The following is a 19814-nucleotide window of genomic DNA, read 5'->3' as shown; positions in this document are numbered from 1 at the left end:
CCCGATAATCCTGTACTCTTTTAAGATGGATTCGCGAGTTGCTCACGAATCCATTTTATATTTTCAGGGGTAAATAATTTTTCAATATTTACCCAAATCGGGTGAAAACCATAACCACCATGCTTCATTTCTTTCAAAGCATCATCAATCGACCAGTTTTCAAAAATGATTCGGTACATTGCGACACTTGCACCTGTACGGTCTGATCCGTGATAGCAATGAATCAGAACTTTTTGATTTTGCCGTTCTGCTGTTTGAATAATTTGCATGATTGCTAATAAATCATTGCGATTGATTGCCCATGTATTGATCGGGATATGTATTAACTTAAAAGGCTGATTCGCCAGTACAAATTTATCTTTATCACGACTTCTTAGATTGACTACGATATTGATACGATTTTTTTCAAGCTCTGTTATGGCTTCAACACTGGGTTGTTCACTACGGTATACGGTTTGGCTAATTTGATAGAAGTTATGTTGCTTATTCACAAGCTTTCCCCATTGTTGAGGACGTTCATTTTCAGCAATTGTTGGTGTGGTCATACAAGCAGTCAGTTGTAAACTGATCGCCAATACAACTGAATATTTTAAACTTCTAGATTTTAACATGCTCAAATATACCGTTCTAATTCAACAGGATCATGTGCACAAATAATTTCAACTTTAGGTTCATTTTGCGCAAGATGTTGTAGTTGTGATAAGGTTTTTAATCGTAAGGTATTATCTGCTGCTAGCAGATATTCAATTTTATCAAGCGCTCGTAATTTGTTGTTGGGATTGAGCTCTAGGTGATTGAAATATGCATCACCACAGAATAATAACCATCCTTCTTGTTGTTTGATTGCGATACCACAGTGTCCTACAGTATGTCCTATTAAAGGAATCAGCAGAATTTCATCATTAAAAATGCTAAAGCCTTGTACTTTATGGAAGTTAAACCATGCTTCACCATTTTTAGGCTCAAGAAAATTCCAATAACGATGATTTTTAAACTGTTGCGGTCGGTATCGTAATTTATTCATTACAGAGAGTTTTTGTGCTGCATTAAATTCAGTGGATAAGATATGCACTGTTGCATTTGGAAAATCTGAAATACCACCTGCATGATCCAAGTCCAAATGACTGACTAAAATATGTTGAACATCGGATGGTTTAAAACCCAGTTGTTGAATTTGAGAAATGGCCGTGAGATTAAAATCAGATTGAATGGCACTTATTTTTGAAAAAGCTGTACCTAAACGAGTTTGTGGATGTAGGTAGTCTTGCATACCAAATCCAGTATCGATTAATACTAAACCTTGATCAGTTTCAACCAGTAAACAATGGCAAACCATTTTGGCATATAAACCTTTTTGCCCATACAACGGTGCACAAATCGGGCACATGGTTCCACAATGAAGATGATGTACGTTGTAAATCATAATTTAAGCATTTGTTTTTAGGATTGTTGTTTCGTTTATAAACTGAAATGAAAGAAATACCAATCTAAAAATGATGTAATGTGTTAGTCGATAACAATATTAAAACAGCAAATATTTCTTGTTTAAAGTTGTCGGATAACGCATATTTTGAAAGTAATTTAAAAATTTGAAATTAGTAATATCTTATAAAATGGTGGGAAATGGGACTTTTAGATAGGTTTTTCAAGAAAAATACTCAAGATAAAGAACAAACTATTCAATTACCTCAAGATTGGGACTTTTATTTATGTGATATAGATGGAAAGGTGGGAAGTTATTTTCTGAATCTTGCTTTAATTAACATTATTCCTATAGCTGAAAAAAGTGTTTTGCTATGGGTTGAGTTGATATTAAATGATCCTAATGATGATGGCATGACGACAGATCAAGAGTACAACGCTTTGATGTCATTTGAGGATGAGTTTATAGTCCAAATTACAAAAAAGCTTAATGCTATTTATGTTGGAAGACTGATACATGATGGAGTTTGTGAGTTCTACTTCTATTTTAAAGAAGATAACTATGAAAAGCAGGGTATTCAACAAATTGTTGATAAATTTGCTAACTACAAAATTAGTTTTGGTCTAAAGGATGATCCAAATTGGGCGGTTTACCGTGAAAGTATTTATCCAAATATTTATGCAATGCAGAGTATTCAAAATAACAGAGTAATTATGAGTCTCGAAAAGCATGGTGATGTTTTGACAGTCAAACGTCCTGTTGAGCATTGGTGTTATTTTCAAACAAATGAAGGAAAAGATCTGTTTCTTACTGCTATACAAAAAAGAGGCTATGAAATTATTGATGAGTCATTGAATGATGAAAGTGTAAATCCATATTGTGTGCAACTGGTACGAATTGATAGTGTTGAATTGAAGAGTATTAATGAAGTGACTTGGGAATTGGTAGAGTTATGTACTGAAAATGGTGGGGAATATGATGGTTGGGAAACACCCATCATTCGTAATTAAGCAATTTTAGAGATAAATTTCTATTCAATTGCATGAAATTTATTGCTAAAAGAAAAGATTAAATCTAAATTATTATCAAGATGAAATATTGATCAGCTTTTATTAGTAATAAATTATTTAAAATTAAAAGCTTATATCGTGATTTGATGATCAATAATATATTCAATAATCAAATAACAACGATCTCTTAAGCATACATTGCGCATTTCGAAACGTAGGAGCAGTAGTTTAAGTTCAGAGACTTTGATAAAATATTTGAAATTCTCTCGCTCATTATTTTGGGTGTGAGTTGTCGTTCTGAGCTCAGTTTCTGATTCAGGCGTCCACGGTTGTTCTACAAATAAAATTTGATTGTCTTGTAGATTGCCGATGTTTAGGAGTGTTGTGAATAAATCCATAGTGTTAAAACTTAAAAGACAAAGTTATTTTAAAATCTAAGCAATCAAAATAGAAAGCTTTAAAACTTGAATCCAATGTCTATTTGGCGAAATAAGCGCTTATTCAAAAGCGCTAACATCACCGACACCTCGACGGATAATTTCAGGATTGACACCTGATAAATCCACAATACTGGTTGTGGTTAAAGTGCCTAAACCACTGTCAATAAAAACATCAATACGTTTTTCAAGCTGTTGTTCAATATCGTAAGGATCATCCATAGGTGTATCTTGTCCAGGAAGAATCAAAGTACTGGTCAGTAAAGGTTCACCTAAAGCTCGAAGTAACATTTGACATACAGGATTGCTCGGAACACGTAAGCCGATGGTTTTTTTCTTAGGATGCATCAAACGGCGAGGGACTTCACTGGTCGCAGGCAGAATAAAAGTCGTGACCGAAGGCGTATTTGCCTTTAGTAATCTATACATCGCATTATCGACTTTTGCATAGGTTGCAATATCAGATAAATCCGCACAAATGATGGCATATTGGTGCTTTGCACCTAAACCACGTATTTGGGCAATACGTTCCATGGCATTTTTATTTCCAATTTGGCAGCCGATGGCATAAGCCGCATCAGTCGGATAGACAATCACATCACCCGCACGAATCCGTTCAACAGCTTGGTCAATTAATCTAGTTTGAGGATTGTCAGGATGTACTCTTAAATGCAGCATTATTTTTCTCCTGATTCAAATTATCTATAGTGATATGGTATTGAAAATAGATGAAATAAAACACTATTATTTGTAATTAATATTAAAAAATAATGCATATCGAAAATGTGGATAGATGATTCATTAATGATCAAATGAGCCTCATTTGGAATCAACGCAATATTTTCATCATCATCTAGACTAATTTAACCTTTGTTTTTTAAAGATGCTTAAAAAATCAATCAAAAATCAAAGAAGCCTGCTTTTGAAATGATTAGAATAATTAATCTAAATCTTTTCGGTTAAATTCAGAACTGTGTAATGTTTTGCCACTTCTTGTTGATGCGCAGATACATTCAATAAAATGTTTTGCATCACGAGGAAGTTGAGCTTCTCCTGAAAAATAACGTTGTACTTGAGCAAAGACATTGTCCTTAAATGTTGCGCCATTGCCACCTTCACCCGTGAGATTATCCAAAGAAACACGGAATTTCCGACCAAAGGCTTTTGAGAATAGCCACTCAATCGCTTGAGGTTTAATTTCTACTTGTTCAAATAAAGTTTGTTGTTCTGCTGTGCGACCATCAGGTGCATACCAATAACCTAAATCAGGCAATAGACGGCGCTGTTCTCCTGCAATCGTCCAATGGCTGATTTCATGTAAGGCACTATTGAAAAAACCATGTGCAAATTGAATACGTGCAGGCGTTTGATCGAATGCAGGAAAATACTCAGGTTCGAAGTCTCCGCGAACCAGTTCAACATTTAGGTGGGAAAACCATTGATTAAAGTGTAAGATAAGCCAGTCAACCTGTTGAGCTTCACTCTGCAAATCCACCCACTGTAAACGTTGCACTTGGGCTAAGTTTTCAGCAGAATTTGAAGATAAATGTGTGTTGAATTGTGATGAAGTGGTGACTTCAGGTTGCGGCTGCAACTGATGCATAACTTGTATTACCCAAATGATCTGTCTAAATAAGTACAAAATTGTATCTTAATCTTTGACAGAGTACCGATGAATTTGTAGAATTGCCGCCTTAATTATGTCAGCAAATACCTTTCCGGCACAGATAGAGCCGTTTAAATGGGCTGAACAAGGCTTTAAATGGTCAGGTACACTGCCATTATCTCGCTTTGTTCGTATTTCCCGTGAAGCTGTTGGACCAATTGATGATCAATTGATCACCATAGACTGTAAGCTATCAATGGATGCGTATCATCGTATCGTATGGCTAGATGGTCGTGTAGAAACGAGTGTTCCAATGGAGTGCCAACGTTGTTTGGAATCTGTTGAAATTCCTTTAGTTTCTGACGTGCATATAGCTTTAGTGGATGATGAGTCACTGATAGAGCGCTTGGATGAGGATGCTGATTTCATCGTACTAGGTGAAAGTGAAGCAACAACAAAAGGGGATTATGTAACCAATACCCCTGCAACTGTTGATTTACTTGCACTTTTAGAAGATGAATTGTTATTGTTGATGCCTTTATCTCCTAAGCATGATGCTTGTGAGCATAAGCATCAACCTGCCGTTCAGGACATTGTCGAAGAAAAACGGGATAATCCGTTTGATGTTTTGGCAAGTTTGAAGGGTAAACTTAACTAAATTTTGTGTTATACTGTTAAGTTAAGACAACCGAATTTGTTCTGATCCATTTTTTCGATTTGTAAGGAGCCATCATGGCCGTTCAGCAAAACCGTAAAAGTCGCTCTCGCCGTGACATGCGCCGTTCACATGACGCTTTAACCGAGAATGCATTAACTGTAGACCAAACTACTGGTGAAACTCATCGTCGTCACCACGTGACTAAAGATGGTATCTACCGTGGTCGCCAATTATTCGCTAAAGCAGCTGATGCTGAATAATTGAGACAGTGTTAAGCGTGAGCTTAATGAAAAAATGGGAGCGAAAGCTCCCTTTTTTTGTTTTAGCATCTGCGTTTTTTGTTGTATTTCGCAATTAAAATAATTTTTTTTTTCTGTAAAATTGCCACATCGGAAACGATCAAGATTAAATAAGGGACTTTTATATGTCTGCTAGACGACTCGAACAAGCAGCTCAAGCGACGAAAACTGCATTTTTGTTTCCTGGTCAAGGATCACAAAAAGTAGGTATGCTCGCCGAACTTGCTGAACAGTTTAGTGGTGTGCAAGAAACTTTTGCCGAAGCTTCGGACGCAATCGGTTTCGATTTATGGCACATCGCACAAAGTGGCGAAGGTTTAGATCAAACTGAAAATACTCAACCCGTTCTTCTCACTGCAAGTATTGCATTGTGGCGTGTGTGGTTGGATTTGGGTGGTGTTGCACCTAAGTATCTTGCAGGACATTCATTGGGTGAGTACAGCGTATTGGTCGCAGCGAATTCAATGACATTGGCTGATGCTGTAAAACTGGTTCATTTGCGTGGCAAACTTATGCAATCTGCTGTCCCACAAGGTCAAGGTGGTATGGCTGCTATCCTTGGTTTAGATGATGCTAAAGTAATTGAGCTGTGCAACCAAGCCAATGCCCAAGGTGGCGGCGCAGTTGAAGCAGCAAATTACAATGCACAAGGTCAAGTGGTTATTGCGGGTACTAAGGCATTGGTCGAAGTTGTTATGGCATCTGCAAAAGAAAATGGTGGTAAAGCCATTGCATTACCTGTTTCTGTGCCATCACATTGTTCATTGATGAAACCAGCAGCAGAACAGTTTGCGCAAGCTTTGGAAGATACTGCCATTGAGTTACCTAGTATTCCTGTAATACAAAATGTCAACGCAGAAGTTGCAGTGGATACAGTGCAATTACGTCAAGCGTTAACTGCGCAGTTGTATCAATCAGTACAATGGACTAAAACAATGCAATTCCTTCAAGACCAAGGAATTCAATATGTTGCAGAGTGTGGTCCAGGTAATGTATTGGCAAACTTAGCAAAACGCTTACCCAATATTGAAAAAGCATTTCCACTCGATACGCAAAGCCGTATGGAAGATGCACTGAATGCTATATTAGTGGCTGAAGGGAAAATTGCATGACACAAGAAAGAAAAGTTGCACTAGTAACAGGTGCAAGTAGAGGGATTGGTGCAGCCATCGCTCAACAACTCATTCAAGACGGTTTTTTTGTAGTCGGTACAGCAACTTCAGAAGCAGGCGCAGAAAAACTTTCTGCTCATTTTGCTGAAAATGGTACGGGTGCTGTTCTCGATGTACGTGATGCTACGGCAATTGATACATTGGTTTCAGATATTGAACAAAAATATGGTTCAGTGATGGTACTTGTCAATAATGCAGGCATTACCAAAGACAATCTTTTATTGCGTATGTCGGAAGATGACTGGGATGATATCTTAAATATTCATCTTAAAGCGGTATTCCGTCTGTCTAAGCGTGTATTGAAAGGCATGACAAAAGCTCGCTTTGGTCGCATTATCAATATCAGTTCAGTGGTTGCCCATTTTGCCAACCCGGGGCAAGCCAACTATTCTGCTGCTAAAGCGGGAATGGAAGCATTTGGTCGCAGTCTTGCAAAAGAGATGGGAAGCCGTCAGATTACTGTAAATGCGATTGCACCAGGCTTTATTGCAACTGAAATGACAGAACAATTAAGCGAAGATATTCGTAAAAAAATGAGCGATCAAGTTGCGCTAAACCGTTTTGGTGAGCCGCAAGATATTGCAAATGCAGTGAGTTTTTTGGCTTCAGATAAAGCCAGTTACATCACTGGTACAGTAATACACGTAAATGGTGGTTTATACATGGCTTAATGCGATGTATAAACTTTGAAAAAACTCAATATTCAATTAAACTATCAGGCAATTAAAACGCCGCCACAAGCAATGAGGAGAATTCCTGTGAGCGATATCGAACAACGCATTAAACAAGCTGTTGCAGAACAATTAGGTATCAAGGCTGAAGAAATCAAAAACGAAGCATCTTTCATGGATGACTTAGGTGCTGATTCTTTAGACTTAGTAGAACTTGTGATGTCTTTCGAAAATGATTTTGACATCACTATTCCTGATGAAGATTCTAACGAAATCACGACTGTTCAATCAGCGATCGACTATGTAACCAAGAAACTTGGTTAATGAGTTGACTGTGTAACAGACTGTTGTTACGCCTAAAAGCCACCGTTATGGTGGCTTTTTTATATTTGAGAAAATGGATTTGTTTTCTTGAAAAAATGTGAGTTACATAACGTTACGTTTATGTCACCAATGACAACGTTATTTAGTACGTTTTTTAGATATAAGAATAAAGTTTATAAATTTTTATAACACAATAGAAATCATTCACAGTAAAACAAGTTATATGGAGTAATCACATGGGTCTTTTTGATTTTATTAAAGGAATTGGTAAAAAGAATACAGCACCTGCTGAACCTCAAGCTGCACCAGCTACACCTTCTGAGCCATCTGCTCAGGAAATTGCAAATAAATTATTAGGTCATATTAAAGCACTTGGTTTACCTGTTGCTGGCCTTTCGGTGAGCTATAATGGCGCAACTGATCTTGCAATTATTCAGGGGCAAGTACAGACACAGGCAGATAAAGAAAAAATCATTCTTGCTGTAGGAAATATTGATCACGTTGCTCAAGTTGATGATCAAATGACGGTTGTCACCCCAGAACCTGAGAGTAAATTCTATACTGTTAAATCTGGTGATAATTTGTCTAAAATTGCCAAAGAAGTTTATGGTGATGCCAATAAATATCCTAAAATTTTTGAAGCAAATAAACCAATGCTTAAAGACCCTGATGAGATTTTCCCAGGACAAGTTTTGCGTATTCCTGCTTAAGACTGTTTTGTGATAAAAAAGACACGAAAGTGTCTTTTTTTATTTTTAAATTCTGTTTTAGACTCTCAAAATATAAGAAATTATTTGAAAATTTAAAGGATAATTTTTATACTGATATTTTAGATGATTAAGAAAAATAAGGATAAACATGAAAGGTCAAATACTTGATTATTCAGTACAAACGAATTCAGGTGTGATCACGGGGGATGATCAAAATAGATATCAGTTTTCTGGGGTACAGTGGCGTGATCAGTATGCGCCAAGTCGTGGTCAACGTGTTGATTTCGCAATTGATGGGGCAGGCCAAGCGATCGACATTTATTTGATGAATAAGTCGATTCAGTTACCCAACCAAGTGGGTGAAAAGAATCGAATTGTTGCAGCGTTATTGGCATTTTTCCTAGGTGGTTTTGGTGCACATAAATTCTATTTAGGTCAAATTGGTTGGGGGATTGTTTACCTTATTTTCTGCTGGACGTTTATTCCTTCAATTGTTGCTTTTATTGAGTTTATTATTTACTTGTGTACTTCAGATCAAGACTTTGCCCGTAAATATGGGTGAGTAAAATTGATTTCTTAGATTCAAAAACAAAGGGCTAATGAGCCCTTTATTTTATGTCAAGATGAATTAGCGTGCAGGTGGCCCATATTCATTCTGTTCTTGTTTCGTGTCTGTAGCCCACCATACGATAAGCAGAATAAGTCCAATCCCTGTCAATCCAATCAGTTGCCACCAACCAGAACGACCAACATCATGTAAACGTCGTGCGCCGACGGCAAGGCTTGGTAGAAATAATGCTAGATTTAATAAGCCATTCAGTAGGGGGGCAGTGCCAATAATTCTATCTATGATTTGAACAATAATCCCTAAGCCTAAAGAGACCAAACAAAAGAACCAAAACTCTTTACGACGTGCACGACCATCAAAAGTTACATATTGTTTGATACATTTTACAAACCAATCAATCGGGCTGTATTGCTCTTCATCTTGATTAAGATTCGAAATTTGATCTAGTTGTTTACTGATATTGTGTAGCGTATTGTTTGATTTAAGTTCGATGTAAACTTGTAAGGCATTGCCCATACTGTCTACATCAAAATCAACACGCATGCCACGATTAGGTGGAGCGTCACCTTTCCATTCTGCCCCTGAAAAAGGATAGCGGATTTGATCATCACCACTAATTACACCCATGTTACTTTGTATACTGTAATCTAAAATCGTACCTTTCATATTTTTCTCAATGTTTGTTGTCAATAAAAGAACATTTGTTATTGAAAAAGATATTAACAGAGTTGTATGTATTTTGTTCTATAGGTCAGAAACTTTTTTGTAAATAGTGATTTAACTCTAATCTTTATTCTAATTTTCATGAAAAATGTATGAAAATTTCAAATCAAAAGCTTATGACAATGACGGAATCCTTCGTTTGATCCAATAATCACTGCGATAAGCTATTTCAATATAAACGGAGATGGCTGAGTACAAAACACTTTTAGTCTTTATTGGGTTGCGGTGTTAAACGTAAATATGGCTTAACCACTGTATAACCTTTAGGAAAGCGTTGTTTTAACTCAGCTTCATCTTTGAGTGAAGGTACAATCACGACATCTTCACCATCTTGCCAGTTGGCAGGTGTGGCGACTTTAAATGTGTCTGTCAGTTGTAGTGAATCTACGACACGTAAAATTTCTTTAAAGTTTCGTCCAGTAGATGCAGGATAGGTAATGATTAATCGAACTTTTTTATTTGGGTCAATAATCACTAAAGAACGTACAGTCAGTGTTTCACTGGAATTAGGATGAATAAAGTCATAGAGTGTTGATACTTTACGATCTTTATCTGCAATGATCGGGAAATTAACTTGAGTTGCTTGTGTTTCATTAATATCGTCAATCCAACCTTGATGTGATTCAACATCGTCTACAGACAATGCGATGGCTTTTACGCCTCGTTTTTCAAACTCATCTTTTAATTTTGCAGTGTAACCGAGTTCCGTTGTACACACAGGGGTGTAATCGGCAGGATGTGAAAATAAGATTCCCCAATGGTCACCTAAATAATCATAAAATTGAATTGTGCCTTGGCTTGACTCTTGTTTAAAGTCAGGGGCGAGATCGCCTAATCGTAAAGTCATGTTAAAACCTCAATATTTAGAAAAGTAGTTGGTTATTTGCTCGTCATAAATACTATTGCCTAGATTTTTTATAATTAAAAATAGTGTTTTTATATTTCTTTATCAGGAAAATGCATATTGTAAAATCAAAGCACAAAAAAATCGTGTAATTGATCTGTTCTTCGCTGTAAATATCGGTCAAATTTGCTACATTAATGCGCTTTAGCTCATATACGCTAGAACTGGTTGTCAGATTTTTTTTATTGGTTTTGTGCAAAACCCTTGTACTTCAAATTTCTAGCACCATAATATCGTTTGAGAAAAAATTATTTCACAAAGATTTAGAGAGTTTATATGTTGGCAAGTCTGATCGGAGGTATCTTCGGTACAAAAAATGAGCGTGAACTCAAGCGGATGCGTAAAATTGTCGATAAGATCAATGCGCTCGAGCCGACGATATCAGCTTTAAGCGATGCGGACTTATCTGCAAAAACTGAAGAATTCAAACAGCGATATAACAAAGGCGAAAGTCTAGATCAGTTGTTACCAGAAGCTTTTGCGGTTTGTCGTGAAGCGGGTAAACGTGTCATGGGGATGCGCCATTACGATGTTCAGTTAATCGGTGGTATTACTTTGCATGAAGGTAAAATTGCTGAAATGCGTACAGGTGAAGGTAAAACCCTGATGGGTACTTTGGCTGTATACCTGAATGCGATTAGTGGGCAAGGCGTGCATGTCATTACCGTAAACGACTATTTGGCACAACGTGATGCTGAACTTAACCGTCCATTGTATGAATTCTTAGGCCTAACAGTAGGCGTGATTTATTCAATGCAATCACCTGTTGAAAAAGCGGAAGCTTATCGTGCCGATATTACTTACGGTACAAACAACGAGTTTGGTTTTGACTACTTACGTGACAATATGGTTTTCTCTATGGCAGAGAAAAAACAACGTGGTCTCACTTATGCCATTATCGATGAGGTCGATTCGATCTTGATTGATGAAGCACGTACACCGTTGATTATTTCTGGTCAAAGTGATGATTCTTCTCAGCTTTATGTTGCAATTAACAGTATTCCTCCAAAGTTAAAAGCTCAAAAAGAAGAAAAAGTTGCTGATGGTGGTCATTTTTGGATTGATGAAAAGCAACGTTCTGTAGAAATGACTGAAGTTGGTTTTGAAAAGGTTGAAAATGAACTGATTGAAATGGGTTTGTTGGCTGAGGGTGAAAGTTTATATTCTCCATCAAACTTAAACCTTGTGCATCATGTGACTGCCGCGATTCGTGCACGTTTTCTCTATCAACGTAATGTTCACTATATTGTTCATGAAAATGAAGTGGTGATTGTTGATGAAAATACGGGTCGTACTATGCCAGGCCGTCGTTGGTCTGAAGGTTTACATCAAGCCGTTGAAGCTAAAGAAGGTTTAGAAGTTCAACCTGAAAACCAAACTTTAGCAACCACAACATTCCAAAACTATTTCCGTTTATACAAAAAGCTTTCAGGTATGACAGGTACTGCGGATACAGAAGCTGCGGAAATGAAAGAAATTTATGGTTTGGATGTTGTGCTTATTCCAACCCATCGTCCAATGATTCGTAATGATCAGAATGATTTAATCTATTTAAATCGTAATGGTAAATACAATGCGATCATTGAGGAAATCCAAAAAATTCACGAAGCTGGTGTTGCGCCAATTTTGATTGGTACAGCAACCATTGAAGCATCTGAAATTTTGTCTGATAAGTTGAAAGAAGCAGGAATTGCTCACGAAGTTTTGAATGCAAAACAACATGAGCGTGAAGCGGACATTATTGCTCAAGCGGGTTCGCCACGTGCAGTAACGATTGCGACTAACATGGCGGGTCGTGGTACAGATATTTTACTGGGTGGTAACTGGAAAGCTAAACTTGCCAAAATTGAAAACCCAACAGCTGAAGATGAAGCGCGCTTAAAAGAAGAGTGGGATCGTAACAATGAAATGGTGATCAGCTCTGGTGGCTTACATATCATCGGTTCGGAACGTCATGAGTCTCGTCGTATCGATAACCAGTTGCGTGGTCGTTCAGGTCGTCAAGGCGATCCAGGTGTTTCTCGTTTCTTCTTATCTTTAGAAGATGATTTGATGCGTATTTTCGCAGGTGATCGTGTTGTTGGCATGATGCGAGCAATGGGCTTACAAGAAAATGAAGCCATTGAACATAAAATGGTGTCTCGTTCGATTGAAAATGCACAACGTAAAGTAGAAGCACGTAACTTCGACATTCGTAAAAATCTATTGAAATACGATGATGTAAATAATGAACAACGTAAAATTATTTACTCTCAACGTGATGAAATTCTTCAAGAAAGTACATTGCAAGATTATATTGAAGAAATGCATCGTGAAGTGGTTAAGGGCTTAATTGAGAATTATATTCCACCAGAGTCTATCCATGATCAATGGGATATCAATGGTTTAGAAGTTGCCTTAAGAGATGATTTAGGTATCGATCTTGCAGTAAATCAATGGTTGGAAGAAGATCGCCGCTTAGATGAAGAAGCTTTGGTTGAACGGATCTCAGATGAGGTTGTTGCGCGGTATAGAAGCCGCCGTGAACAAATGGGTGATGACTCTGCTGCAACCTTAGAGCGTCATTTTATGCTGGGTGCTTTAGATCGCCATTGGAAAGACCATTTGGCTGCGATGGATTATTTACGTCAAGGCATTCATTTACGTGGTTATGCACAGAAAAATCCTGAGCAAGAATACAAAAAAGAAGCATTTAACTTATTTGTAAACATGTTGGGTGTGATCAAATCTGATGTGGTGATGGATCTTTCTCGTGTACATATTCCTACAGCTGAAGAATTGGCTGAAATGGAAGCACAGCAACAAGCTCAAGCTGATTCTATGCGTTTAAACTTTGCGCATGACGAAGTGGATGGTTTAACAGGTGAATTAAATAATGTGGTCGTGGATGCACAATTTACTGAAGAACAGAAAATTGTAGCACCAGAAAGCCGTAATGCACCTTGTCCATGTGGTTCTGGTCTTAAATATAAACAATGTCATGGCAAACTTTAATTTGCGCTGATTTTTGAAATTAACGGAAAAAGCAGAACAATTGTTCTGCTTTTTTTACAAGTTATTATCAAAAGTTAATTTTGATTGCAGGAATGCCAATTAAATGCTATTAACTTGCAGGATTGGATCGTTCTGTGGAAAGACAATGAAAAAATTATTACAACCTTTATTTTTTGTAAGTTTAGCAATTCCAGTATTGGCATTTGCAGATACAGCACCGCAAACAACCACGGTTGAAAAAGTTCAAGCCGCAACAGGTGTAAGCACTGCGCAAACTGTAGTGAAAAATGAAACGACGACAGTGATTAGCCCACGTACAGGTATTCGCTATACCTTGGGAAATACTGGCGGGCGCCCGATTATTCTTAAAACTGCAGCGATTGCAGCGGTTACGCCAGCAACGATTAACCGTGTTCTGGCTTCAAATCCTGCTTTATCTGCAAGCAGTCAAGAGAAAGTAAAACAGGCTTTATTGGCTGTTGATACAACTCATACTAATACAACAGCGCCAGCTCAGTAAGAATAGACAATAGCTGATGTTTCAGATGACGAAAGCCAGTAATTTTACTGGCTTTTTCAATTTTATGATTTGAATGTTTAGATAAAATAAGACATAGCTGAATCAGTAATAAATTTTAATTTTATAGTAAAAATAGATAAGCATTTTAATAGACTCGATTTTTATTAAAATTTCTAATAAGCTGTGTTCTTATTATATTTCATGTGGACATTTAAAAATGGCTGTTGGTGACGTGTCTATGCCGCATATGCATGTGGTGCAAGGGGTAAAAATTGGCTCTGCTGAGGCGTATGTACGTTATCCTAATCGACGGGATTTAGTTATTTTTGAGTTTGCACAAGGGACGAATGTTGCTGGTGTATTTACACAAAATGCTTTCTGCGCAGCTCCAGTACATGTTTCTAAATTACATTTAGAACAAGCCAATCCACGTTACTTAGTGATTAATACGGGTAATGCTAATGCTGGAACAGGTAAATTAGGCATGGAAAATGCGCAATTGACTTGTTTGAAGCTCGCAGAACTTGCTGAAGTTGAACAGTATGAAGTTTTACCTTTTTCAACAGGTGTGATTGGTGAGCAACTTCCGATTGATCGTTTGGTGCAAGGTCTACCACCTGCATTAGATACGCTAGATGAAAACTCATGGGTAGATGCTGCTACAGGCATTATGACCACGGATACTACGCCTAAAGGTGCTTCTGAACAGTTTGAACTTGATGGTGTGACCTATTCAATGACAGGTATATCCAAGGGTGCAGGCATGATTCGCCCTAATATGGCGACGATGTTAAGCTTTGTCGCAACAGATGTTCCTATTGCTCGTAACCTTGTTCAGCAAATGTTAAAAATCAGTGCTGATCAATCATTTAACCGTATTACAGTCGATGGTGATACTTCGACAAATGACTCTTGTATTTTTGCTGCAACAGGTTTAGCAGGTGGCATAGAAATTAGTTCAGTTGAAGATCCACGCTATGCTATGGTTTTAGATGTTTTATCCCGTGTAATGAAACGCTTGGCACAGTTAATCATCCGTGATGGTGAAGGGGCAACAAAATTCATTACAGTAACTGTGGAAGGTGGAAATGACACGCAAGAATGTTGTGATATTGCTTACAGCATTGCACATTCACCATTGGTAAAAACAGCCATTTTTGCATCAGATCCAAACTGGGGGCGAATCCTTGCTGCGATTGGCTATGCAGGGGTAAAAGATTTAGATGTGGAAAAAATCCAAGTGTGGTTGGATGATGTGCAAATCTGTAAAGATGGTGGTGCTGCGGCAGATTATACAGAAGAAGCTGGCGCACGCGTGATGTCACAAACTGAAATGATGATTCGTGTTGATTTAGGGCGAGGGCAGGCAAAAGATACGGTTTATACCTGTGATTTATCTTATGATTACGTCAAGATTAATGCTGATTATCGTTCTTAATTAAAAATTTAAATAAAGCCTCATTTATGAGGCTTTTTTATAATAAAAACATTTTTCGTGGTGAATTTATGTGCGGTAGAACGTACAATCAATTCACAAATGTGTAAACGCTAGCATGACGCCAGCGACAAGGAAAGAGAAGACCTCTTATGAATGATGCGAATAATTTAATTGCCAACGAAGCAAAATCGATTGTGCAAGCGCATTTAGATCGTTTAGGTGAACCGAAGGACAACAGTTTAAGTCCTGAGTTAAAGCAACAAAAGTTTGAGCAAATTAAAGCAGAGTTGCAAAAGCGTAATGCAGTATTGGTGGCTCATTACTATTGTGATCCTGAGGTGCAAGAGCTCGCAGAAGCGACAGGTGGCTGTGTTTCTGATTCATTAGAGATGGCACGCTTTGGACGTGATCATGAAGCGTCTACATTGGTGGTTGCTGGTGTGAAATTTATGGGGGAAACAGCCAAAATTTTATCCCCTGAAAAAACCATTCTCATGCCAACGCTTGAAGCGACTTGTTCGTTAGACTTGGGCTGTCCAGTTGATGAGTTCACAGCATTCTGTGATGCACATCCTGACTATACTGTGGTGGTTTATGCAAATACATCAGCAGCAGTGAAAGCACGTGCAGATTGGGTTGTAACATCAAGTTGTGCCGTTGAAATTATTGAGCATTTGGATAGTTTGGGTGAAAAGATCATTTGGGCACCTGATCAGCATTTAGGACGTTACATTCAAAAGAAAACTGGTGCAGAGATGTTGTTATGGGATGGTTCATGTATTGTGCATGAAGAGTTCCGTGCACGCGGTATTGGTAATATGAAAGCGCTGTATCCAAATGCAGCTGTATTGGTTCATCCTGAGTCACCTGAATCTGTAATTGATATTGCGGATGCTGTTGGCAGTACATCGCAATTAATCAAAGCCGCTCAGACGCTTCCACAAGATACTTTAATCGTGGCTACGGATCGTGGCATTTTTTATAAAATGCAACAAGCTGTCCCACATAAAACATTGATTGAAGCGCCAACAGCAGGTGAAGGGGCAACATGTCGTTCATGTGCGCATTGCCCGTGGATGGCTATGAATGAATTAGATGGTATTTTGGATGTATTACTAAAAGGTGATCAGGAAATTTTTGTAGATCCTGCGCTTGCAGAGCGTGCGAAATTACCTTTAGATCGTATGTTGAACTTCAGTGCTCAATTAAAACGATAGAAATTGTATAAAAAATATCTGAAATGCTTGATTAATATACATTTGGAGTGTTTTTTTAATTTTTTTTCAAGATAGGTGTTGACGTCTTCGGGCGTCACGCCTAGAATGCACACCGTACCGCACGATGTGTGATACAAAAAGCTGAGATGAACGGAGCATAGCACAGCCTGGTAGTGCACCTGGTTTGGGACCAGGGGGTCGTAGGTTCGAATCCTACTGCTCCGACCAATTCTTCAAGGCAAGGTAATCATGTGATATTTTAGTATCATTGGTCATGCGCCTGTAGCTCAGTTGGATAGAGCATCCGCCTTCTAAGCGGATGGTCACAGGTTCGAATCCTGTCAGGCGCACCATTTATGGTAGTTTGATATTGTAGATCCTGAAAATGCTGTTATGGTGGTTGTAGCTCAGTTGGTAGAGCCCCGGATTGTGATTCCGGTTGTCGAGGGTTCGAGCCCCTTCATCCACCCCAATCTCTTATGAGAAATCGGAGCATAGCACAGCCTGGTAGTGCACCTGGTTTGGGACCAGGGGGTCGTAGGTTCGAATCCTACTGCTCCGACCAATTTAAGTGAAAAGCTTAAATATAAATTATCCGCTAACAAGCGGTTTTTTTATGCCTGAAATTTGGTGTTTGAAAAAGAAATTGAGCTTTAAGCACCATTAAAACAGTACATATAAAAAAAGATCTCCGAAGAGATCTATTTGACAAGTTACATGATAAGAAACTGCAAATTAAGGAATAATAATCACAGTGACACGACGGTTTTCGGCACGATGTTCTTCTGTTTCATTATCGTGAATAGGTTGAGTTGACCCCTTACCTACTACTTTTAAATTTTGCGGATCAAATTTCTGTGTAATAAACACGTTGGCAACGCTTTGCGCACGTTCTTCAGAAAGCTTTAGATTATAATCAGGATTTCCAACATTATCCGTATGCCCAACGATTCTGAGTTTATTTAAGTTATATTTATTGAGCTGTGTGGCTAAGCGAGAGATATCTTTTTGATTTTCAGGTTTAATGGTAGATTCGTTAAAACCAAAAAGTAAACGTTCAGGTAACCCTAAGCTCCAACCTTCATCTGTAAGAGTAAAGCCTTCCTGTTTTACAACACGAGCTTGTTTGTAGCTTAGACCGCCTAGATTCATACATCCAGAAAGCGCTAAACAAAACACAGCCAGAATGGTGAGCTGTAAATTTCTAAGTGACATATTAAATACTCTACATTTAAAATAAATTACGAATGATAAATAAACCAATGATGTTGCAAAGATTTTGCTTTATACATTGCTTGATCAGCTTGAGAAATTAAATCCTCTGGGGTGGTTGCATGTTTAGACAGTGCAATACCTAGACTGAAACTAAACGAAATAGATTGCCCTTTATAAATCAAAGGTTCCTCGCAACATTTTATCAAATTTTCTGCAATTGAGATTAAATGCTCAATTTTAGCAACAGATTGTAAGATAATTGCGAACTCATCACCGGCAAGTCGCGCTACGAAATCATTTTGGCGAATATTATTTTTAAGCCTATTTGACATTTCTTTCAGTACTTCATCACCAACGAGATGTCCATACTGATCATTGATCGCTTTAAAATTATTATTGTCGATAAACAATAATGCGAGATTGTTACGCTGTTTTGAATCTTCGAATAAATTACATAGAACTTGGAAAAAATAATTACGATTTGGGAGTTGAGTTAAATGATCATGCTGAACCTGATAGGAAAGTTCATGGTTCTCGTTTTGTAAGTGCGTGTGCCAAGACTGTATTTCATCCAATAATTGGTTAAAAACAGTGTTTAGTTCTTGAAACTCTTTTATATCATTTTGTGGGAATCGTAAATTGTAAGCTTTTTGGCTTTTTAATAATTGTGCAATCTGAATGAGAGGTGAAAAAGAATGCATAATATGGCGATAGGTCAGATTGACTGACCACCATAAGGCAAAAATCATAAACAACATCCCAAAAGCAAGACCCACGAAAATTTTAAAAATAAACATTAGAATTTCGTTGGAGCTACCATAAAGAACAACATTACCCACATGTTGACCTTGATGTTGTACATTCAACTTAATCGCATCTTTTAAGAAAATATGATCAAAGAAATTCTGAATATAAGAATAATGTTCGACAGTTTTTAAACTCTTTGCAATTTCATTGCCTTGCGCATCATAAACTTGAATCGAACGAACAGAATGTTGAAGTGTAAATTCATTAATAATTTGAGAAATTGCATATTTATCTGAAAATACTAAAGCTGGCTGAATACGTTCAGAAACAGTTCTACTGATTAAGAGTAAATTTTGTTTAGCGTAAGATTCAACAGTAAAGATTGAAATACTGACAAATGTAGATGTACAAATCAGAAGAGTGATCGCAAAAATCGTAAATTGAGACTTACGAAATAAGGTTTGTAATGAAGTCGATTTAAAAAAACTATTGATCATTATTTTAATCCGATTTCTTAGCAAGTAGTAAAACACGTGGGTCAATATGTATTTTAGACTGCGCCAAACTATCTAAATTTACTTTAAAGAAGGTATTTCCTGATTTATTATTGAATAAACAAAAAGTGCTACCGATATCACATTCAGCGTTACTTGTACTAAAAGTTAGAACTGAAGGATTAAAAGATTTATTGATAAAAGTTTGCTCAGCTTGAGCAGTGGTATTTGAAAAAAAAGCGACATCACAGTGACGTGTTCTTAATTCTGACGCATGAATGGCAAATGCAGAAAATGGAGACTTGGTTGTTTTGATATAAGCACTAAACTGAGTTGCATAATCGGGATTATCAACAACACATAATTGAGGATTCGGTGTATTCCATTTCGCATAACTTAATATGGATAACGTCATCATAAAAAAATTGTGTGGCGAATTGGCATGGGAATAGTTGCAAAATAATAGCAAGATTCCTAAACATAATATTTTTCTATTTATTAAATAGGCCATATTCGGATTAATTTTAAAGATGAAAACCGTCAGGCACAGTTTAAAGAAAAATAACAAATATAAATAGCTCAAAATTTAGTTAAATTCATGCTAATTTAGATTTTTTTGGGTAATAAATAATCAAACAATCATAAAAACAAAAAAAAATTGCTGAAGGGGGTTGTGTTGGTGAG

22 protein-coding genes and 4 tRNA genes are annotated in these 19814 nt (G+C 37.3%); 16 read left to right on the top strand and 10 right to left on the bottom strand.

Annotated features, from left to right (window positions below; genetic code table 11):
• Positions 1 to 20: 20 nt before the first annotated feature.
• Positions 21 to 611 carry a dual specificity protein phosphatase family protein gene (locus D7V20_RS07660; RefSeq protein ID WP_120383719.1) on the bottom strand — a complete coding sequence of 197 codons (591 nt, stop codon included), beginning with the start codon at positions 609 to 611 and terminating at the stop codon, positions 21 to 23.
• 2 nt (positions 612 to 613) lie between these two features.
• Entirely contained in the window at positions 614 to 1423 is an 810-nt protein-coding gene (locus D7V20_RS07655) for an MBL fold metallo-hydrolase (RefSeq protein WP_120383718.1), read from the bottom strand.
• Positions 1424 to 1623: 200 nt separating this feature from the next.
• On the opposite strand from D7V20_RS07655, the gene D7V20_RS07650 reads away from it, so the two are divergent.
• Complete coding sequence (locus D7V20_RS07650) at positions 1624 to 2433, top strand: DUF695 domain-containing protein (protein WP_120383717.1); 810 nt, start codon at positions 1624 to 1626, stop codon at positions 2431 to 2433.
• Between the two features lie 131 nt (positions 2434 to 2564).
• Here the strand turns inward: D7V20_RS07650 and D7V20_RS07645 are convergent, their stop codons facing one another.
• From D7V20_RS07645 to D7V20_RS07635, 3 genes are all read right to left on the bottom strand, one after another.
• Positions 2565 to 2831, bottom strand: coding sequence for a hypothetical protein (locus tag D7V20_RS07645; protein WP_120383716.1), 267 nt, complete (start codon positions 2829 to 2831; stop codon positions 2565 to 2567).
• A gap of 99 nt (positions 2832 to 2930) precedes the next feature.
• Positions 2931 to 3548: an L-threonylcarbamoyladenylate synthase gene (locus D7V20_RS07640; protein ID WP_120383715.1), complete on the bottom strand. Its 618-nt coding sequence runs from the start codon at positions 3546 to 3548 to the stop codon at positions 2931 to 2933.
• Between the two features lie 262 nt (positions 3549 to 3810).
• The gene (locus D7V20_RS07635) at positions 3811 to 4473 is read right to left on the bottom strand and encodes an elongation factor P hydroxylase (RefSeq protein ID WP_120383714.1); all 663 of its coding nucleotides are present in this window, start codon (positions 4471 to 4473) and stop codon (positions 3811 to 3813) included.
• Between the two features lie 97 nt (positions 4474 to 4570).
• Here D7V20_RS07635 and D7V20_RS07630 point away from each other — a divergent pair, with 97 nt between their 5' ends.
• From D7V20_RS07630 to D7V20_RS07600, 7 genes are all read left to right on the top strand, one after another.
• Positions 4571 to 5134 carry a YceD family protein gene (locus D7V20_RS07630; protein WP_120383713.1) on the top strand — a complete coding sequence of 188 codons (564 nt, stop codon included), beginning with the start codon at positions 4571 to 4573 and terminating at the stop codon, positions 5132 to 5134.
• A gap of 74 nt (positions 5135 to 5208) precedes the next feature.
• Positions 5209 to 5394 (top strand): 50S ribosomal protein L32, encoded by a 186-nt coding sequence (rpmF, locus tag D7V20_RS07625; protein WP_004922151.1) that lies wholly within the window; start codon positions 5209 to 5211, stop codon positions 5392 to 5394.
• Between the two features lie 164 nt (positions 5395 to 5558).
• Positions 5559 to 6545: an ACP S-malonyltransferase gene (gene fabD / locus D7V20_RS07620; protein ID WP_120383712.1), complete on the top strand. Its 987-nt coding sequence runs from the start codon at positions 5559 to 5561 to the stop codon at positions 6543 to 6545.
• On the top strand, positions 6542 to 7276 hold the full coding sequence (gene fabG, locus D7V20_RS07615) for a 3-oxoacyl-ACP reductase FabG (RefSeq protein ID WP_120383711.1): 735 nt from the start codon (positions 6542 to 6544) through the stop codon (positions 7274 to 7276). Before fabD ends, fabG begins: the two co-directional genes overlap by 4 nt.
• 87 nt (positions 7277 to 7363) lie before the next feature.
• On the top strand, positions 7364 to 7600 hold the full coding sequence (gene acpP, locus D7V20_RS07610; protein WP_004723957.1) for an acyl carrier protein: 237 nt from the start codon (positions 7364 to 7366) through the stop codon (positions 7598 to 7600).
• Positions 7601 to 7836: 236 nt separating this feature from the next.
• Positions 7837 to 8310, top strand: a complete 474-nt coding sequence (lysM, locus tag D7V20_RS07605) for a peptidoglycan-binding protein LysM (protein ID WP_120383710.1) — start codon at positions 7837 to 7839, stop codon at positions 8308 to 8310.
• A gap of 148 nt (positions 8311 to 8458) precedes the next feature.
• The gene (locus D7V20_RS07600) at positions 8459 to 8872 is read left to right on the top strand and encodes a TM2 domain-containing protein (RefSeq protein ID WP_120383709.1); all 414 of its coding nucleotides are present in this window, start codon (positions 8459 to 8461) and stop codon (positions 8870 to 8872) included.
• A gap of 66 nt (positions 8873 to 8938) precedes the next feature.
• Here D7V20_RS07600 and D7V20_RS07595 read toward each other — a convergent pair whose 3' ends face one another.
• Together D7V20_RS07595 and D7V20_RS07590 are read right to left on the bottom strand one after the other, a co-directional pair.
• Positions 8939 to 9544 (bottom strand): DUF805 domain-containing protein, encoded by a 606-nt coding sequence (locus tag D7V20_RS07595; RefSeq protein WP_120383708.1) that lies wholly within the window; start codon positions 9542 to 9544, stop codon positions 8939 to 8941.
• Positions 9545 to 9806: 262 nt separating this feature from the next.
• A complete protein-coding gene (locus tag D7V20_RS07590; protein ID WP_120383707.1) occupies positions 9807 to 10448 on the bottom strand; it encodes a peroxiredoxin in 642 nt (213 codons plus the stop codon).
• A gap of 333 nt (positions 10449 to 10781) precedes the next feature.
• On the opposite strand from D7V20_RS07590, the gene secA reads away from it, so the two are divergent.
• The 8 genes from secA to D7V20_RS07550 all read left to right on the top strand — a co-directional run bounded on the left by secA (position 10782) and on the right by D7V20_RS07550 (position 17239).
• The gene (secA, locus tag D7V20_RS07585; protein WP_120383706.1) at positions 10782 to 13499 is read left to right on the top strand and encodes a preprotein translocase subunit SecA; all 2718 of its coding nucleotides are present in this window, start codon (positions 10782 to 10784) and stop codon (positions 13497 to 13499) included.
• Positions 13500 to 13644: 145 nt separating this feature from the next.
• Positions 13645 to 14019 carry a hypothetical protein gene (locus D7V20_RS07580; protein WP_120383705.1) on the top strand — a complete coding sequence of 125 codons (375 nt, stop codon included), beginning with the start codon at positions 13645 to 13647 and terminating at the stop codon, positions 14017 to 14019.
• Between the two features lie 217 nt (positions 14020 to 14236).
• The gene (argJ, locus tag D7V20_RS07575) at positions 14237 to 15457 is read left to right on the top strand and encodes a bifunctional glutamate N-acetyltransferase/amino-acid acetyltransferase ArgJ (protein ID WP_120383704.1); all 1221 of its coding nucleotides are present in this window, start codon (positions 14237 to 14239) and stop codon (positions 15455 to 15457) included.
• 149 nt (positions 15458 to 15606) lie between these two features.
• Positions 15607 to 16674 carry a quinolinate synthase NadA gene (gene nadA, locus D7V20_RS07570; RefSeq protein ID WP_120383703.1) on the top strand — a complete coding sequence of 356 codons (1068 nt, stop codon included), beginning with the start codon at positions 15607 to 15609 and terminating at the stop codon, positions 16672 to 16674.
• Positions 16675 to 16825: 151 nt separating this feature from the next.
• Positions 16826 to 16902: transfer RNA gene (locus D7V20_RS07565), tRNA-Pro, on the top strand.
• A gap of 48 nt (positions 16903 to 16950) precedes the next feature.
• Positions 16951 to 17027: transfer RNA gene (locus D7V20_RS07560), tRNA-Arg, on the top strand.
• Positions 17028 to 17070: 43 nt separating this feature from the next.
• Positions 17071 to 17146 (top strand) — tRNA-His (locus D7V20_RS07555).
• 16 nt (positions 17147 to 17162) lie between these two features.
• Positions 17163 to 17239 (top strand) — tRNA-Pro (locus D7V20_RS07550).
• A gap of 170 nt (positions 17240 to 17409) precedes the next feature.
• On the opposite strand, the gene D7V20_RS07545 is transcribed toward D7V20_RS07550, so the two are convergent.
• Genes D7V20_RS07545 through D7V20_RS07535 form a run of 3 tightly spaced genes read right to left on the bottom strand, consistent with a single transcriptional unit; the run spans position 17410 to position 19548 of the window.
• On the bottom strand, positions 17410 to 17889 hold the full coding sequence (locus tag D7V20_RS07545) for an OmpA family protein (RefSeq protein WP_120383702.1): 480 nt from the start codon (positions 17887 to 17889) through the stop codon (positions 17410 to 17412).
• Positions 17890 to 17915: 26 nt separating this feature from the next.
• Entirely contained in the window at positions 17916 to 19133 is a 1218-nt protein-coding gene (locus D7V20_RS07540) for a sensor domain-containing diguanylate cyclase (protein WP_120383701.1), read from the bottom strand.
• Between the two features lie 4 nt (positions 19134 to 19137).
• Positions 19138 to 19548, bottom strand: a complete 411-nt coding sequence (locus D7V20_RS07535) for a YfiR family protein (RefSeq protein WP_235831607.1) — start codon at positions 19546 to 19548, stop codon at positions 19138 to 19140.
• Between the last annotated feature and the right edge of the window lie 266 nt (positions 19549 to 19814).

It is taken from the genome of Acinetobacter rongchengensis, assembly GCF_003611475.1.
Lineage (GTDB): Bacteria > Pseudomonadota > Gammaproteobacteria > Pseudomonadales > Moraxellaceae > Acinetobacter > Acinetobacter rongchengensis.
Note: the sequence above shows the minus strand (reverse complement) of the source record. Positions and strands in the feature narration are given on the sequence as shown.

Bases quoted from the DNA above. Each gene is read 5' to 3' on its own strand.
- D7V20_RS07650 (WP_120383717.1), top strand. From the start codon at position 1,624: ATGGGACTTTTAGATAGGTTTTTCAAGAAAAATACTCAAGATAAAGAA.
- D7V20_RS07645 (WP_120383716.1), bottom strand. From the start codon at position 2,831: ATGGATTTATTCACAACACTCCTAAACATCGGCAATCTACAAGACAAT.
- D7V20_RS07545 (WP_120383702.1), bottom strand. From the start codon at position 17,889: ATGTCACTTAGAAATTTACAGCTCACCATTCTGGCTGTGTTTTGTTTA.
- D7V20_RS07580 (WP_120383705.1), top strand. From the start codon at position 13,645: ATGAAAAAATTATTACAACCTTTATTTTTTGTAAGTTTAGCAATTCCA.
- lysM (WP_120383710.1), top strand. From the start codon at position 7,837: ATGGGTCTTTTTGATTTTATTAAAGGAATTGGTAAAAAGAATACAGCA.
- D7V20_RS07600 (WP_120383709.1), top strand. From the start codon at position 8,459: ATGAAAGGTCAAATACTTGATTATTCAGTACAAACGAATTCAGGTGTG.
- D7V20_RS07535 (WP_235831607.1), bottom strand. From the start codon at position 19,548: ATGATGACGTTATCCATATTAAGTTATGCGAAATGGAATACACCGAAT.
- D7V20_RS07540 (WP_120383701.1), bottom strand. From the start codon at position 19,133: ATGATCAATAGTTTTTTTAAATCGACTTCATTACAAACCTTATTTCGT.
- D7V20_RS07595 (WP_120383708.1), bottom strand. From the start codon at position 9,544: ATGAAAGGTACGATTTTAGATTACAGTATACAAAGTAACATGGGTGTA.
- argJ (WP_120383704.1), top strand. From the start codon at position 14,237: ATGGCTGTTGGTGACGTGTCTATGCCGCATATGCATGTGGTGCAAGGG.
- D7V20_RS07635 (WP_120383714.1), bottom strand. From the start codon at position 4,473: ATGCATCAGTTGCAGCCGCAACCTGAAGTCACCACTTCATCACAATTC.
- fabD (WP_120383712.1), top strand. From the start codon at position 5,559: ATGTCTGCTAGACGACTCGAACAAGCAGCTCAAGCGACGAAAACTGCA.
- D7V20_RS07660 (WP_120383719.1), bottom strand. From the start codon at position 611: ATGTTAAAATCTAGAAGTTTAAAATATTCAGTTGTATTGGCGATCAGT.
- secA (WP_120383706.1), top strand. From the start codon at position 10,782: ATGTTGGCAAGTCTGATCGGAGGTATCTTCGGTACAAAAAATGAGCGT.
- D7V20_RS07640 (WP_120383715.1), bottom strand. From the start codon at position 3,548: ATGCTGCATTTAAGAGTACATCCTGACAATCCTCAAACTAGATTAATT.
- D7V20_RS07655 (WP_120383718.1), bottom strand. From the start codon at position 1,423: ATGATTTACAACGTACATCATCTTCATTGTGGAACCATGTGCCCGATT.
- rpmF (WP_004922151.1), top strand. From the start codon at position 5,209: ATGGCCGTTCAGCAAAACCGTAAAAGTCGCTCTCGCCGTGACATGCGC.
- D7V20_RS07590 (WP_120383707.1), bottom strand. From the start codon at position 10,448: ATGACTTTACGATTAGGCGATCTCGCCCCTGACTTTAAACAAGAGTCA.
- D7V20_RS07630 (WP_120383713.1), top strand. From the start codon at position 4,571: ATGTCAGCAAATACCTTTCCGGCACAGATAGAGCCGTTTAAATGGGCT.
- nadA (WP_120383703.1), top strand. From the start codon at position 15,607: ATGAATGATGCGAATAATTTAATTGCCAACGAAGCAAAATCGATTGTG.
- fabG (WP_120383711.1), top strand. From the start codon at position 6,542: ATGACACAAGAAAGAAAAGTTGCACTAGTAACAGGTGCAAGTAGAGGG.